Raw genomic sequence first — 15766 nt, forward strand, 5'->3', positions numbered from 1 at the left:
GTGATTCATACGCATGTCGCAACGGGATCTACATCCATGGCTTAGTCGCCCTTAAGAAGGGCAGACTAAAATTACTTGGCCATTATTAAATAACTTTTCTTCTGCAGATACGTGATGAGTATTGAATATACTGGCCTGATATGAAAATCCTTAAACGCCCACAACTAAAGAATCAAAATCAATAGCGTCTGCTTAGCTTTTTATGCTCCCACAACAACACCTTCCCCAACTGATCCCCAATCGAATAAATAGCGCGATCAAACGCCTTTCCAGCCAAGTTTGGTTTAATCGCCGCCCGGTTCAGGTTGAAGCTTCCAACCCTCAGGCTGAGCAAATAACACTTCAAAAAGGCAAGGCGCTCGTACTTAATCCGATAAAACATTGTTCGTTCTGGGGAAAGCTATTTGACCAGCGCTGGTGCCGTATCATTTTGCCTACCCCTGCTGATAATAATACTTGGCTTGAGTGGCAGGACCAAGGGGAGGCCACACTCTATATCGACGATAAGCCATATTATGGCTACAATGTCGCCCACCCATCTTGTCGTTTGCCTGAAGGAGCTACTGAGCTATGGGTACAATCCAGTTGTATTCAAAGCGCCATCTGGCATCCCAAGGCCGATGGGATGGAGGAAAGTGGCAGTTTTTTCCAAGGTGCCTTTATCGTTCAACGCAATGATGCCGCATGGGAGGCCTACCACGACCTAAAATGCCTCTTCGATTTGACCTTGGATCAGCGTATGCGTGAAAACCCACAGGTTGGTACGACGCTGAATGCTTCTGGTCTGCAAGCCCATGTGGATAAGTACTCACCTGTTTATCGTCGCCTTCTGAGCGACATGGACGCTGCGGTGGATACATTGGAACAATCTGGCATCTCAGAGATGCGGAAAAAGTTGGCTTTAGTTTATGAAACCTTCCACATGGAGAAGACTTTTTCACGTTGTGTCATCACTGGCCATGCTCACCTCGATCTAGTTTGGATTTGGCCCGAGCGAATGGGCGAACTGAAGGCTGTGAACATTTTCGCGACCGTGGACCGCTTGATGGATGACTACCCGGAATTTCGATTCGCCTACAGCCAACCGGCGAGCTACGAGGCGGTTTCTCGTCGCGAACCCGACCTATACCAGCGCGTTCTTGGGCGAATTAACACCAAGCAATGGGAAGCAACGGGCGCGATGTACGTAGAGTCAGACACAACGTTGGCTTGTGGCGAAGCACTAGCCCGAAGTTTTGTATTAGGCCAGGAAGGATTCACTGAAATTAATGGACAGCTCTCACGCCTTACTTGGCTTCCCGATGTTTTTGGCTATGCAGCTTGTTTGCCCCAGATCATGAGCCAAACGGGTGTGGACTACTTTTTTACGACGAAGATGACTTGGAACGCGATTAATCGATTTCCATACAGTAGTTTTATTTGGCGTGGGAATGATGGCTCTGAGGTGCTGGCGCATGTGACTCAGGAGTCTGGGTATGTCACACATATGACCATCGATAACATCAAGGCACCCATGCATTCCAATCAGCAAGCGGACGTCTACGAAGAGTATCTTTTGCCAACGGGCTATGGTGATGGTGGCGGTGGCCCAACACCGGAAATGCTCGAACGAGCACGGCGTCTTGGTTCTCTCCCTGGAATGCCATCGATTGAGTGGGGGCAGCCCGAAGCTTTCTTTGAAAGGCTCGAGTCTGTTAAGGATAACTTACCAGTTCATCAGGGTGAGTGCTATTTAGAGTATCATCGTGGAACTTATACAACGCATGGTAACTTAAAGGCCAGTTTCCGTAATTTGGAGCGAGCGTTGCAAGTCGCAGAGGCAGTCGCCGCCGCAACCGGTAACCGTTGGAATATCAAAGATTCCTGGAAGCGGCTCGTCTTTGCACAATTTCATGACTACATACCTGGCAGCTCAGTGTGGGATGTTTATATGGAAGGCCTACAGGAACTGGATGGAATTGCCGACCAACAAATTGAGACGGCATATAATGCGCTGAACGGTGAGGGTCGCGAATGCTTATTCAATCCGCACGCAGTAATGATACACAAATGGATTACAGAGCCAAATTCCGACACGAAGGCTTTGGTTTCCCTCCCTCCCCTATCCGGCTGTGAGCTGAGGGACGCAGTAGTCGATTCACCGGATCCAGTGAGTGTGCAAGGACGCGAAGTATCCAATGGCCTTGCCGCATTCCAGCTGAATGATTCTGGCTGGGTGGACCGTCTGGAGTGGGAGGGAATTTCCGTTCCACTCTCAGGCCCACTTGGGCAACTAATGATTTACGAAGACAAGGCGGCTCACTTTGAGGCTTGGGATATTGATCGCCATGTTTTGTCTAGCGGGCATCTTTGCGCATCGAAGGCAACCGTTATTGCCGTATCAGATGGCCCGCATCGGGGTGGATTTGCAGTGACACGATCTATCGGCAAACAGAGCCAGGCCACCGTGACCTTTCTTTTGGAGTCCGGCAGCCCACTAATGCATGTATCTGTTGAATTGGAGTGGAACGAACCTGAATGCCTGCTGAAGCTCCTAATTCCAACCGAATATACCGCCGTCAATGCACGCTTTGGAGCACCATTTGGGTCTGTCCAACGCTTTCAAGTACCCAATGGCCTAACCGCAGAAGCCATGTGGGAGGTCCCATTTAGTCGCCATATGGCAGTGTATGATGACGGTGAACGCGAAGGACTATTCGTCGTCACTGAAAACAAGTACGGCGCATCGGTCCGCAGTGGCCAAATTGGAATCAGCCTAGTGAGAAGCCCACGTGTAACTGGATATGACGATCATAGCCATGCATGGCCTCCGCATCTGACTCGCCTTAATATTGACTCGCCCTACAGCGACATTGGGAAGCACCACATTCGCCTAGCACTCGGGCGTTATAGTGCCGACTTGCCAAGAGAGCGTCAGCCTGCCTGCTTGGCAGACACACTTTATACTGAGCCATTATTCTATAAGGGTGCAGCAATTGAGTCAGCCGTTCTCTCAATCGAAGGTGGTGAGAGCTTGACGCCCTGCTGGGTAAAGCCGCTGGCAAACGAAGGATACGTTTTGCGCCTACACGAAGTAGCCGGTCAGAGAGGTCAATTACGGATGAAAGTACGCCCTGGGTGGAGGATGGCCTTGTCTCAAATTGGAGAAACCACTTCAGAACCCTGCAATGGTATTATTTCTTTTTTCCCCTATCAGGTTGTGAGTGTCCAGATATTGCCCGCCATTCATCAAAACAAAGAGGAGTGAGGTTCTCATAGATCAACCTGCTCTCCTGAAGCTGAATCACCGGTACGTTGATCGTATAGTATTGCGTATATAAATAAATGAATAACTGTTTAATTAAGGGTACAATTTAGCCTTTGCTCCATCAATTCATAAAAATATGTGCTTGCGCCTTTGACCCGTAATTATCTACAAATTCCACACGGTTCTGTCAAAATGATTGTTCGTCAAGTCTCTCGTAAGTTTGAACCCATCAGGAAAGCTACCCGGACTAATTATGAGTAAAATTAAGCAATCATTCTGTTGGTGGAGTTATGCCCAACGAGGCGTAGAAAATGAGGCACTTCTGAGTGCCGCTAAACGGATAGGCTACGAGGGGGTCGAACTAATTCAGCCTGAACTTTGGCCGATGGCCCAAGACGCGGGCTTGAACATCGTCTCGATCGGTGGACACAGCTCTATCAACGATGGGCTCAACCGGCCTGAAAATGCAGCGAAAATTGAAAGAGAGCTACGGACCAACATAGAGCTGGCCAGTGAGTATGGAATTTCTAATCTCATCTGTTTCTCAGGAAATCGCAATGGCCTCAATGATGATACTGGGCTCGCACAATGCGCTCATACGCTAGAGAAAGTGCTACCTTATGCTGAAAAAACAGGCGTCAAACTCATTATGGAGTTACTGAACAGTAAAGTTGATCACAGTGACTACCAGTGCGATCATACAGACTGGGGAGTTGCCCTGTGCGAGAAAATCAATTCTCCTCACTTCAAGCTTCTTTATGACATTTATCACATGCAGATAATGGAAGGAGATATCATCAGAACTATCGGCAAGCACCATTCTCATTTTGCGCACTTCCATACAGCAGGCAATCCGGGTCGCGGGCCTCTAGATGATAATCAAGAATTGAATTACTCAGGTATCTTTAAGGCAATCGCTGCAACGAGTTATACTGGCTACATTGGCCATGAATTCCTGTCAGATAACACGCCTGTTCAAAGCTTGGAGTCTGCCTTCAATCTGTGTCAAGCTAGCCTGAAATAAGTTAGCCCCCCCCCCCACACACACCACCATCCAGTGTAAGCGTTCGGCCAGCGACCCTCTCTTGACTGCCAATGGTAACGATTTGGAGCGCGTGAGTGCTCCAACATCGTCTTGGTTGATCATGTTTGGGAGTCGTCGCGGAGGTATTGGAAGGGACCGATTAAAAAAAAGGGGGGGGGCCAGCCATTACCATATATCTGAAAGTTGAGATATTGTGTAGTCGGCCACATGCGATCACCTCCCCATGGATTCCAGTTCCAGGAACTGGGATGGGTTCCTCATCAAATACGACAATCCAATCGGGCTCATTGTGCTGGCGAAAAGAAACGATCCGCCCGACGTCCAATGCGACCTGAAGCGTAACAGTCCCATTGCCGAGCGTCTCCACTGGCCCCAAATATTGATACCCTTCCCCCGCGCACAGGACTGGAGTCAGCAATAGCCACAGTGCGATAGATGTATGCTTGATCATGCAGGATGGCTTATCGGTCATGCGCACGATCTTTGGAACCGGCGGATGCTCATTGGATTTCTTCAGTATCCGGTAGCAGCATTGGATCGATCGTTTTTTAAACATTTACTCCATCTGGGTCCGGATCATTTAAAATGGATTCAAAATCAGACACAACGACGTTGACACGAACCCCATCAAGCCACTGCGATCGCCAAACGCAAGTACTCGAAACTGCCTTGAGGGCGTTTCAGATGCTCGGATCGGCGGTCGTCGAGGCCAGCGGATCGATCACTTCTCCATAGGCACGAATAACAAAAGTATCCGACCTCGCGGTGAGCTTACTTCCAATTGCGCTGAGGACATCCGCTTGGGTCAAGAACTGAGGTGAACCCGCCCCACTGGTGCCATAAGGTGGCGTAGGCTTTCTGACTTGTGAGCCGGACCTTCAATTTACCAGCCACTATTCCAGTATTCGTCTGATGAGTATTGGTTTCCGTACGCCCACATCACGGAAGAACTTTTCCGTTACCTTGACGCGAGTTATTGCCTATGAGCGGAGCTCATATGGAATTTTGGGCACGTGGTAATATTGCGAGAAATATTGAAACTAATAGAGAAAAATAGAAAAATAGAGAAATTAACTTGAATTATTGGGATAAATATAGAGAATTTCAAATATGGATCGTAATACCCCTAGGCACTTGAGCGTCCAGCTGGATCAGAGTTTATTGGCGTCTTCTCGTATAAGTAATCCGGGTAGTGCAAGTGGTATATGCATCGATCAAAAGGGAAGCCTCTCTACCACTCTAAGCAATATTGGCCATTTCAGATGTAGACGTAGGAGTATGCACCGCAGTCGTGGATTCGCATTAGTCATTGCGCTTTCACTGATGGGGTTGATGGTTCTATTGATCTTAGCTATTAGCACTTTGTTGCGGGTTGAGATGCTATCGACAGAGTCGAGTTTAAATTTAGCCCAAGCGCGTCAAAACGCGCTATTAGGTCTAGAGACAGCTCTTGGCAATTTACAGATGTATGCGGGTGATGATCGACGCGTTACTGCCTCGGCCGATATAGAGAATAATCAACCCAATATGCCCTTTTCGATCGTTTCTGCAGAGAATCACAACTGGACAGGAATTTATGATTCAGCGACTGGCAATTTACTCACCTATCTTGTGTCAGGTTTACTTGAGGATAAAGAGGCAGCCCGAAATTATGCTCCTGCTATCGACTCCGAAGGAAATGTTTTGAATACGGATCAAGTAATTTTAGTTGGATCTGGTTCGATCGATTTAGCGAATGATATCGATAGTAATGGCATGCCTGATGATGCTGTTGTTGTACCGAAGGAACCGATTTATGAAGGCCAACAGGTGACCGGCAGTTATGGATGGTGGATTGGCGATGAAGGGCTGAAAGCGCGCTATAATCTCAAAGGGAAACCAATAATAGCCTCAGAATTGCCATCTGATCGTGGCGCACTCGCTGCATTTCCTCGTGCTGATTTGCGAGTAGTTGAATCCATGTCTCTATTTCCGCAAGACAGTTCGCGAGTATTGGAAATAGCATCTGAAAACGAGATCGCATTGCTGAGCCCTCAATTAGCAGTTAGTTCACGAAACCATTTTCATGATTTCACGACATTCTCTACGGGATTATTGACCAACACGCGCGATGGTGGACTAAAGAGAGATATGTCACTGGCCTTTGAAATGTCAGACGCAAACTTCAATACTTCTGATCATTTTGCAGGCAATGAGAATATCCCATACGTTTCTTTTGCGGCAGAGTATGTGTTTTCAGAAGAGATTTCTGATGGAGCTATAGTACATGGTCCAACTTGGCATTTGCTACGAAATTTCTATCGTCAGTACAAAGATGTGTATTACGATGGATCAATACCGTCGATAAGAGCCAGGGCAGATAGTCCACTACCAAACTCGTATCATGCTGATAATAATGCAGGACATCAATTTGGCTTTGATAATCGTGTCAAATCTGATCCATTGGGCATGGATACTGAGGAAAAACTAGATTATAACGTAAATAGCTCTGTCGGGCCAAAATCAATTTTACGTGTTACGGATGCAGCGATCGCACCGGTAGTCACTCATATTGAATATCTTTTCAGCCTGCGCCTTAGGCCAGTTAATCCTGCGCGCGAAACGCCTCCAGATCAGACGTTTACCTATGCGGTTGATTTGGTCTGGGATCCAGTAGTCACCGTATGGAATCCTTACAATGTGAACCTTGAATTTACTGGCTTGAAAATCCATCCGCGAGCATTTCCGTTGAGATTTGATTTTGGGGCGGATAAAGAATTTATTTGCGATTGGTATGATACCGCCCCGCGAAAAGCCTTTAGCAACATTAAGCTAGAACAAATCACTGGAAATACGAGTGGGAGGCTCCTTGATTTGGTCATTGGTAGCGGTAGTGATCCAATCGTATTGGCACCTGGAGAAATTAAGGTTTATTCTCCAGGGAATACGAGTCCTCAGTTCTATTCAGACTTAGTGAATTCAAGTTCTCCTGCTCCCATTGTGGCGCAGGAAGGCTGGAATTCATCGGGTGGTGTTGCGATACCTTTAGGTATTACAGGAGACGACATGCAAAGCATGTGGATTCGCCTTGAGGATGCAGGAGACGCATTAATACAAAGCTATTTGGTTACTGATTGGTCCCGGAAAGATCGATCCCCCGACCCAGATATTACCCAACCAGAAATTTGCATCGCTACTTTCCCTCGACAATACCTTTACAATGCGTCTTTAGATTCAAACAATCTTTACCCTGTGGCATGGGTGCAGAATGGTGGGGCAGGCGTGGACACAGATCGTGGTTCTCCAAAGCTGGCACCCGACTTGAGCACTTGGTATAGATTCGCAAATTTACCGATTGGGGCGAAGTTTATCATCGCGCGTTTTGATGTCTACCTGAAGTCTGCGTCAGATACGGAAGCGATCGCACACGCAGGATTCAGCAATATACGAGCTCGAAATTCTACACCACTCATTCCCAGACAGGAAGAGCACTCGTTTCCAGTTCCTGCCTGGCGCAGAAAATTGGATGCCGCTGATTCAGTTTCGGCGGTCAATCTTGGTCAGGGAAATAGAGGTTTTTGGGGCCCTGATAACGCGAGTGGCGAATCTTTTGTTAGTATATACGAGGTACCAACTGCTCCATTGACAAGTCTGGGACAACTAATGCACGCCAATATCGGAATGCGAGGACATGACGCGTTGCATCCAGTCGGCAATTCCTTTGCTTCTCCGTATCTGCCCAAAACCGAGAAAGTCGCTATATATCGATACAAGAGGGACAACTCTGCCTACGATTATCCAACCTACGTACCAGATTATAGCTATTTGATGAATGAGGCGTTATGGGACGGATACTTCTTCTCATCTATAAGTCCGAAAACATTCGATGTCCACGGCACAATTAAGGATGTAGAAACGGTCTATAGAGATTTTGCACGTGGGGAGGAGAAACTTGCGAATTCACGTCTTCGCTTTGCGATGAACACTGAACAGTCTATTGATTCGGCCACTGCAAGTATTGCATCTGGGAATCAGATAAAAGCCGATGCTTACGATTGGTCGGCAGTCCATTTGACGAATGAAGGCGCGTTCAATGTGAACTCGACATCAGTGGATGCTTGGGCGGCTATTCTCGGTGGGCTGCGCGAAGGGGTTGTTCGATATTTCGACAGTGAAAGCGGATCGCTGCAGAGTGATTCGTTTACTGAAGTATCATATCCATTTGGAAAGTTCACCATGCCTAATGGCACCAGCGAAGAGGCATGGCGGGGATTCTCTCGCTTAAGTGATGGACAAATTAAAGTTCTTGCTGGAAATATCGTTGATCAAGTTCGCCGTCGAGGCCCCTTCATGAGTATGGCTGATTTTGTAAATCGTTCACTCACAGACGATGAGTATGGACTTGGTGGTGCTCTGCAGAGTGCTATATGGGAGTCGCAGATAGATTCGTTGTTTCCAATCAATGCAAATCCTGATTTCTTGGATGAGTCCACCGATCTCAGTGAGTTGGATTTTCTAAATTGGGACAATCAACGCACTTCAGGTGGACAGCGGCAAAAGGTGGCTTTGGGAATGGCCGGTTATCTGACTCAAGCAGATATCCTAGTGGCATTGGGTAGCATGCTAACGGTTCGTTCGGATACTTTCCGGATCAGGAGTTATGGTGAAGTGCTGAATCCCATTACTAACGAAGTCTCGTCTGAGGCCTGGTTAGAAGCAATTGTCCAACGTACGATTGAACCTGTTGTGCGTGAAGACAACAATCCTGCGAACCTGCAATACTACAGCCCAAGCATCGGTAATACGCTTGGACGAAAATTTAAAATAATTTCCTTTAGATGGCTAGATTCCGAACAAATATAATAGCTGCATTGGTCACGTGTTTGATCGTTGGTGCGACTGTGGCGAACGCAGATGAGTCCACTTCGTTTCACTTCCGGACACTTGGTTGGCAATCTTCGGATATGCCTGATTTATATTTCCAGTCGGCAGATGGAGAAGATCATCAAATCAAAGTTCCGCAAAGTTTTCGTTCCGAAGTATATACCTATACAGGAAATCCTGAAATAGTCTTTTATAAGATGAGATCTGCCGCCGATGGGTCGCAGGTGCGGGAACCCGTGTGCCGTTACATGGTAAATGGATCGAGTAAAGACTGGTTGTTCTTATTTGTCCGGGACGGAAAAAGCGGAACTATTCGTGTTTTCGGTATGGATGATTCGTTAGCAAGCTTCCCCTTTGGGAGTAGCCGTTATTTTAATTTATCGAATCGAACTTTAGGGATTATTTACGGAAAGAATAAATTCAAGATGGATCCCAATTCCTATGAAACTGCGCTTCCGGAAATAGGCCCTAATCAAAATGTTCAGTTGCAAATATTGGCCATACGCAACGAGAAACTACAAGATATATTCAACAGTCAATGGCCTCAGGAATCCAGTGTGCGTTATCTGATCTTCATTATTGAAAGCGAAACCCGCCGGGATCGAGTGGAAGTAAAATCGATCGCCGAATATAAACAATTAAACTGATTTTGCGTGGACTTGCTACATTGATATGCGAAGTCCTTATTTTTAGAGCATTTAGATAGTCTAACGAGGCGATTTACGAACCTGTTTTGGCTTTGCGCTGGCTTCGTTCGAGGCTGCGTTGGCAGAACGCCTGGATTTGTTGCTGACCTGCATCCGAGAGATAGTAAGTCTCAAGCAACTGGTTTTCTATAGCGAGATTTGCAGAGTCCACCCCCCCCCATGCAGAACGGGCAAGTTGTTTTAGAAGCCGTACTGGCTCCGGTGCCCGCTCGGCTAAAGCCTTAGCGAACTGACGGACGTCCTCTGCGAAGCTATCTTCCGGATAGATGTGGTTAATGATACCCCAAGCCTGTAATTGCTCCACTGAGGTGCCTTTTCCGGTAAGCAAGAGCTCCATTGCCCGGTTGATTCCGAGCTTTTTAGGTAGCCGTTGTGTACCTCCTCCGCCTGGTATCAAGTTTAATAGTATTTCAGGCAAACCAGCCTGTGATCCAGCGACTGCTAGGATCATATCGCATGCTAGGGAAATCTCAAATCCACCACCGAATGCAACGCCATTGAGCGCGGCAACTACCGGACAGCGGTGGCCTTCAATCGCGGCATATAGGCAGCGGCCACGGTTCTGAAAGCGGTTAAAGTTTGATTTCGTTTGCTGTGCATATTCCACGATGTCGGCTCCGGCCATAAAAGCTTTTCCAGCGCCAGTAATGACGACCACGCGAACTTTCTCATCGATGTTTGTTTGTTCTAACGCCGCGATGATCTCATTCATCATGTGTGCGTTCATGGCATTTAGCTTACTGGGGCGGTTGAAGGTCAATGTGGCCACACCGGCTTCAATGGACAGGATAATGTTTTCGTAGATCATTGGAGTGTAATTGAAGATTATTCTTCCTAGCCCACTGCTTCCTCGGTCACGACACCGGTCTTAAGTAAGTGATCGATGTCTTCGCCCGATATGCCATATTCTTCGAGTATTTCACGACTGTGCTGTCCGATGAGGGGGGGGGGGCGCTTAATGTCTCCCGGTGTCTCGCTGAGGCGGATAGGCACATCAGTCACGCGAATGCGACCAGCCTTAGGGTGTTCGATTTCTCGGAAGGCTTGCAGATACTGTACCTGGGGGTCATTCTCAACGGCTTTTTGTTCGTTCACCGGAGCAACCCAGAGATCGAGTGCGAGCATGATTTCCAGCCATTCTTCTGTTTTTCGGGTGAGAGTAATGGTCGCGATGTGGTCGTAAATTTCGTCGCGACGATCAAAAAGAACTTGGGGATCATTAAAACGCATAAGGGTAGGTTCATCTAGCGCCTCGACGACCTTTGGCCAAGGATTCATCGCAATCGAGAGATAGCCGTCAGCAGTTGGATAAATGCCGAAGGGTGCGCCGTTACCGGGGTGGGCAATGCCTGATTCAGGCCGAGTGAAGGCGCGGGCACCGTTTTGGACAGTAAAGAAGTCCTGCATGGAGTAAGCGAGAACTGACTGGAGCAAATTGACCTCGACCCGCTGCCCGCGCCCGGTCTGCTCACGATGGTAAAGGGCGGCGAGTACGCCATAGACAATATGTAACGCGCCAAGTTGGTCGCTCAAAGCAGTGCCGACTGCCACCGGTCCGTCGGATTGTTTGCCGCTAGCCATCACCACTCCCGCAAGTCCCTGAACCAGCAAATCTTGGCCAGGTCGATTTTGGTAGGGACCATCGGCGCCCCAGCCAGTGGCAGAGCAGTAGATGATTCCCGGATTGAGTTCATTGCATGTATCATAGCCGTACCCAAGTCGCTCCATGACGCCTGGGCGAAAGTTTTCCACAATGATATCGGCCTGCTTGATTAACCCACGAATAATTTCAACAGTTTCTGTTGATTTGAGGTCAATCGCGAGAGAGCGCTTATTTCGGTTCCATGGTAGGAAGCAAAGACTTTCGTCGCCGCCAACCCATTGATTGAAGAAAGTCATGCTCCTGTAAATGTCACCAGATCCCGGCTTCTCGATCTTGATAACATCGGCACCGAGATCTCCGAGCATTTGGGTCGCATAAGGCCCCTGGAGAAGCTGGGTGAAGTCGAGTACTTTTACTCCATTGAGTGCTTGTTGCATAATGTTAATTGCGTGGTTCATGGTAACGAGGGAGGGTGCAAAGGCCGCCATCGACAACTATGTCTTGGCCGGTTATGAAACTGGAATCATCACTCGCGAGGAATACCGCAACAGCGGCCACTTCCTCGGCCTTTCCCATACGTTTCATGGCATGCATGTCGATGAGACCTTGTTTCAAGTCTCCACCCTCTTTCGCCATACGTTCGGCATTCATAGGAGTGTCAATTGCCCCGGGGGAAATTGCATTAATACGGATGCCCTGCGCAGCAAATTCTCCTGCGAGTTGAGTGGTCATTGCGAGTAGCCCCCCTTTAGCCGCTGCATATGCCGTCCAGCTTGCCCAACTCCTATGCGCCTGTGTCGAGGAGAGGTTGATGATGCATCCTCTCCCCTGCTGCAGCATAATGGGAAGCGCAGAGCTTATGGTGCGATAGGCGCTTGTCAGGTTGGTATTGAGCACTCGGTTCCACTCGGCCTCAGGCATTTCTGTTATCTTTCCACCAATTGCAACTGCGGCGTTGTTGACGAGGATGTCGAGGCGACCAAATTGGGATTCCGCTAATGCGATGGAGGCACTAACGTCACTGGAATTGGTGACATCGCATTCAATGGCGATGGCAGCATTAGCATGCTGCTTGTTGATTGAGTGGGCAGCCTGTCCAGCGGCAGATAGGTCAATGTCTCCCATGATGACAACGGCACCTTCGTCAGCAAACTTCTGAGCAATGGCGAGTCCGATGCCATTGGCTGCACCAGTGATAATGGAGACCTTACCTTTGAGTTTTTTCATGAGCATATTCTTGTCAGAAAGCACGCCAGTAGAGCAAGGGGTAGACATTTCACACATTGGAAATGGATGGTTACATTATCCCTACGTTCTTGTGGCGATAAAGGAGTCAGAAAATAATTGTCTCTTATAGAAACAATTGCAATATTTAAGACGTTATCCTCAGCATTTTATGTATTCAGATATAGTTCCCAGTTCATGAATCCCCGTTTAACCCAAAAGAATATCGCGGACCAACTGGGTCTTCATGTTACGACCGTATCAAAAGCGCTGAAAGGTGACCTACGCATTGCCGAGGCAACTCGTCTAATGGTTAATAAGAAGGCAACGGAGTTGGGTTACGCCCCTGATCCATATCTTACATCACTGGCGTCCTATCGGAAGTCACAACGATCGAAAAATATCTACCGAGCAACGATTGGTTGGGTATTCAACCACGATCGACAGACAAACATGGCGATTTTTCCTGGCTATAGCGACATTCTGCAAGGAGCTCGCAAACGCGCCCAATGCTTGGGCTACCGTATTGATGAATTCTGGTTGGGCGAAAAGGGCATGACAGAAAAACGCTTGGCGGCGATTTTGGACGCGCGTCGGATCGACGGCGTGATCATTGCACCACAGTCGAATGTGCGCGGCAGCCTATCGTTGCCATGGCAGCGTTTGGCAGCTGTCAGCATCGGTCATACTTTAGTGAAGCCGGAGCTACCGATTGTTGCAACCGATCATTTTCGCGCGATGACGAGTCTACTCGAAATCCTTAGGGCGCGGAATTATCGACGAATCGGTATCTCCATGTGGCGGCAGGACAACGAGCGAATGGACCGCCGTGCCTACTCGGCATTTATGGCCCACAGTGAAGGTCAGGACATCGTGATTGATCTTTATGATGTGCTGGATCGGAATTACTTTATCGATTGGTTTACGCGAAATCGTCTTGATGCGGTCGTAGTCCGTAGTTCCGAGATAATCGGGTGGTTGCGGGCGGCGGGTTATGCTGTACCCGATAAAGTAGGCGTTGTTGGCTACACGCTTTCAGACGAGGAAACTGAATTATCTGGCATCTATCATAGCCACGCCCGAGTCGGCGAACTCGCAGTGGATCGCCTTGCCCGGATGTTGCAATTCGGCGAACGTGGTCTGCCTGATTGCTCGGAGCGTCTTCTTGTATCTGCGCGATGGAGAGAAGGATGCACGGTGCGTTCGGTATAAGTTATCTGGAGGCGGAATTACTATGACCGATAAGCCATTTTTACTCTATGTAGGCAGTTATACAGAAAGCATGCCTCATGTTTCACTGAACGAGGGCCAAGGTATTAGCGTTTTCGCTTTTTCACCGGGAGATGGCTCTTTGAAAGCAATTGGTGTGGCCCCAACAATCAATCCTAGTTACCTAGCCTTTAGTTCGTCTGGGCAGTATCTCTACAGTGTGGAGGAGCGCGCCAGTGAACAAGGTCCAGCAGTGTGTGCTTGGTGTGTTGATTCACGGACCGCGCTCCCTGTTTTGATCAATCGCCAGCTTTTACCTGGTGGGTATCCCTGCCACCTTACGGTTTCACCAAGTGGAGACTTATTGGCGATAGCATGCTATGAAGAGGGAAGAGTTTGCCTGTTGCAACTATTAGGGGATGGCTCTTTGGGGGCTATAAGCCAAGTTTTTCAGCATGAAGGTTCGGGACCATGTCACGTGCGCCAGAAGGGACCGCATTCACACATGGTGTCTTTTCTGGACGAGCGCACTCTTTTGGCGACAGATCTCGGTGCGGATTGCATCGTGGTTTACCGGCGCATAGCCTGTTCTGGTCTTTGGGAAAAACAGCAAGTTACCGCCTTGCCTAAGGGCTCGGGGACACGGCACTTGGCTCTGCACCCAGATGGACGACATGTGCTCGCGCTCGGTGAGTTAACGGGAGAAGTAACGCTGTTGCGTTGGAAGGACGACTATCTGATTACCATAGATTCCGCTACAAGTTTATCGGCCGAAGAAGCAGCAAGTGGAAAATCATCTTCAGCTGCAATCCGAATGTCTTTAGACGGACGAGTTGTGTATGTTTCGCACCGTGCAAGTGGTCAGGTAGTAACGTTGGTCTGCGATGCAGCAGCGGGTCAGATCCGAATAAAAGAAAACATACCTTGTGGCGGTAATATCCCCCGCGATATAGTGTTGTCACCAGATAACCGTTGGCTGCTTTGTGCAGCGCAGGATTCATCCGCAATCTTTGTTTTTCAGCGAACTTCTGATGGAGGACTTATCCCTGCGGGGCCAGCAATTGGGACTTGGGCGGGCACGCCCGTTTGTCTTGCATGGCACCCCGATAGCGGACGCTGAAGCTGTGCTTTATTACCATGTGACTTAATCCTTAAAATGCAACATGGTTTTGATGAGCCCACTATTTATATCCGATATACTAAGGAATCATTGAGCAGTTATCTTTTCAGGAGCAATAACCAGTCTTCAGCCGTCGGCTTGGTGATTTCTGTGCCGTGATGAGATGGAAGCTGCTGATTCATCAACTGCACTTGCCCATCTCCTCGGGGTGCCCACATTGTACCATCTGGCTGCCTTTGCCAATAACGTAAGACAACGACATCGATTTGATTTTTGCGCAATGGATCATCAAGAATCTCGTCGTTAATATTTTACTCGTTATTAGCGCTACCTTGATCCGTCTATTCGTTTCGTCTTCCCATTCAGCAATCATACCGAGAAAAAAAGCAGAAACTCGAGGGGGCCAGAGAATTGAAATACGTGTGAAAAAATAAGGGCTGAAGTAGCTAAGTGGCCAAATCGTATTTGCATAAGCCATCCCATGCAATTTCGATTTTAGAACTTTCCCATGGCATTTCAAAATAAAGTGGTTGTAAGTTCCCATCCTGTCGAGGTTCTGTAGAGTGATCATCACGGCGTCGGTCATACCAGATTCCTGGGCCACCGTGATAGAACGGCATGACATCACAAACCATCCGCTGTGCTAATTCCGTCAGATATTCAGTCAATCCAGAGCCAATTCTGCTTGGAACGATGTAATACTGACACCGGTATTTTCTCCTGCTGATGGCGATATTTCACCCATCCA

12 protein-coding genes are annotated in these 15766 nt (G+C 48.2%); 6 read left to right on the top strand and 6 right to left on the bottom strand.

What is annotated here, in order from left to right; genetic code table 11:
* Positions 1–202 precede the first annotated feature (202 nt).
* Complete coding sequence (locus IE065_RS09000; protein WP_189514184.1) at positions 203–3247, top strand: alpha-mannosidase; 3045 nt, start codon at positions 203–205, stop codon at positions 3245–3247.
* A gap of 253 nt (positions 3248–3500) precedes the next feature.
* The gene (locus IE065_RS09005) at positions 3501–4271 is read left to right on the top strand and encodes a hydroxypyruvate isomerase family protein (protein WP_189514186.1); all 771 of its coding nucleotides are present in this window, start codon (positions 3501–3503) and stop codon (positions 4269–4271) included.
* 160 nt (positions 4272–4431) lie between these two features.
* On the opposite strand, the gene IE065_RS09010 is transcribed toward IE065_RS09005, so the two are convergent.
* Positions 4432–4848 (bottom strand): hypothetical protein, encoded by a 417-nt coding sequence (locus IE065_RS09010; RefSeq protein WP_189514188.1) that lies wholly within the window; start codon positions 4846–4848, stop codon positions 4432–4434.
* A 722-nt stretch (positions 4849–5570) separates the two neighbouring features.
* On the opposite strand from IE065_RS09010, the gene IE065_RS09015 reads away from it, so the two are divergent.
* Together IE065_RS09015 and IE065_RS09020 are read left to right on the top strand one after the other, a co-directional pair.
* Complete coding sequence (locus tag IE065_RS09015) at positions 5571–9134, top strand: hypothetical protein (protein WP_189514190.1); 3564 nt, start codon at positions 5571–5573, stop codon at positions 9132–9134.
* Positions 9135–9235: 101 nt separating this feature from the next.
* Positions 9236–9802: a hypothetical protein gene (locus IE065_RS09020; protein WP_200163375.1), complete on the top strand. Its 567-nt coding sequence runs from the start codon at positions 9236–9238 to the stop codon at positions 9800–9802.
* 73 nt (positions 9803–9875) lie between these two features.
* On the opposite strand, the gene IE065_RS09025 is transcribed toward IE065_RS09020, so the two are convergent.
* From IE065_RS09025 to IE065_RS09035, 3 genes are read right to left on the bottom strand one after another with little or no spacing between them, the layout of a single operon-like run.
* On the bottom strand, positions 9876–10670 hold the full coding sequence (locus tag IE065_RS09025; RefSeq protein ID WP_189514193.1) for an enoyl-CoA hydratase/isomerase family protein: 795 nt from the start codon (positions 10668–10670) through the stop codon (positions 9876–9878).
* Between the two features lie 26 nt (positions 10671–10696).
* Positions 10697–11923, bottom strand: coding sequence for a CaiB/BaiF CoA transferase family protein (locus IE065_RS09030; protein WP_200163374.1), 1227 nt, complete (start codon positions 11921–11923; stop codon positions 10697–10699).
* The gene (locus IE065_RS09035) at positions 11907–12692 is read right to left on the bottom strand and encodes an SDR family NAD(P)-dependent oxidoreductase (RefSeq protein ID WP_189514195.1); all 786 of its coding nucleotides are present in this window, start codon (positions 12690–12692) and stop codon (positions 11907–11909) included. Before IE065_RS09035 ends, IE065_RS09030 begins: the two co-directional genes overlap by 17 nt.
* A gap of 195 nt (positions 12693–12887) precedes the next feature.
* On the opposite strand from IE065_RS09035, the gene IE065_RS09040 reads away from it, so the two are divergent.
* Together IE065_RS09040 and IE065_RS09045 are read left to right on the top strand one after the other, a co-directional pair.
* Positions 12888–13901 (top strand): LacI family DNA-binding transcriptional regulator, encoded by a 1014-nt coding sequence (locus IE065_RS09040; RefSeq protein WP_189514197.1) that lies wholly within the window; start codon positions 12888–12890, stop codon positions 13899–13901.
* A gap of 22 nt (positions 13902–13923) precedes the next feature.
* Positions 13924–15018, top strand: a complete 1095-nt coding sequence (locus IE065_RS09045) for a lactonase family protein (RefSeq protein ID WP_189514199.1) — start codon at positions 13924–13926, stop codon at positions 15016–15018.
* A 98-nt stretch (positions 15019–15116) separates the two neighbouring features.
* Here the strand turns inward: IE065_RS09045 and IE065_RS18365 are convergent, their stop codons facing one another.
* Positions 15117–15326: a DUF6298 domain-containing protein gene (locus IE065_RS18365; protein ID WP_425491893.1), complete on the bottom strand. Its 210-nt coding sequence runs from the start codon at positions 15324–15326 to the stop codon at positions 15117–15119.
* 138 nt (positions 15327–15464) lie between these two features.
* Entirely contained in the window at positions 15465–15752 is a 288-nt protein-coding gene (locus tag IE065_RS18370; protein ID WP_425491894.1) for a DUF6298 domain-containing protein, read from the bottom strand.
* Between the last annotated feature and the right edge of the window lie 14 nt (positions 15753–15766).

Source organism: Cerasicoccus arenae (genome assembly GCF_014651635.1).
In the GTDB taxonomy this organism is placed as follows: domain Bacteria; phylum Verrucomicrobiota; class Verrucomicrobiia; order Opitutales; family Cerasicoccaceae; genus Cerasicoccus; species Cerasicoccus arenae.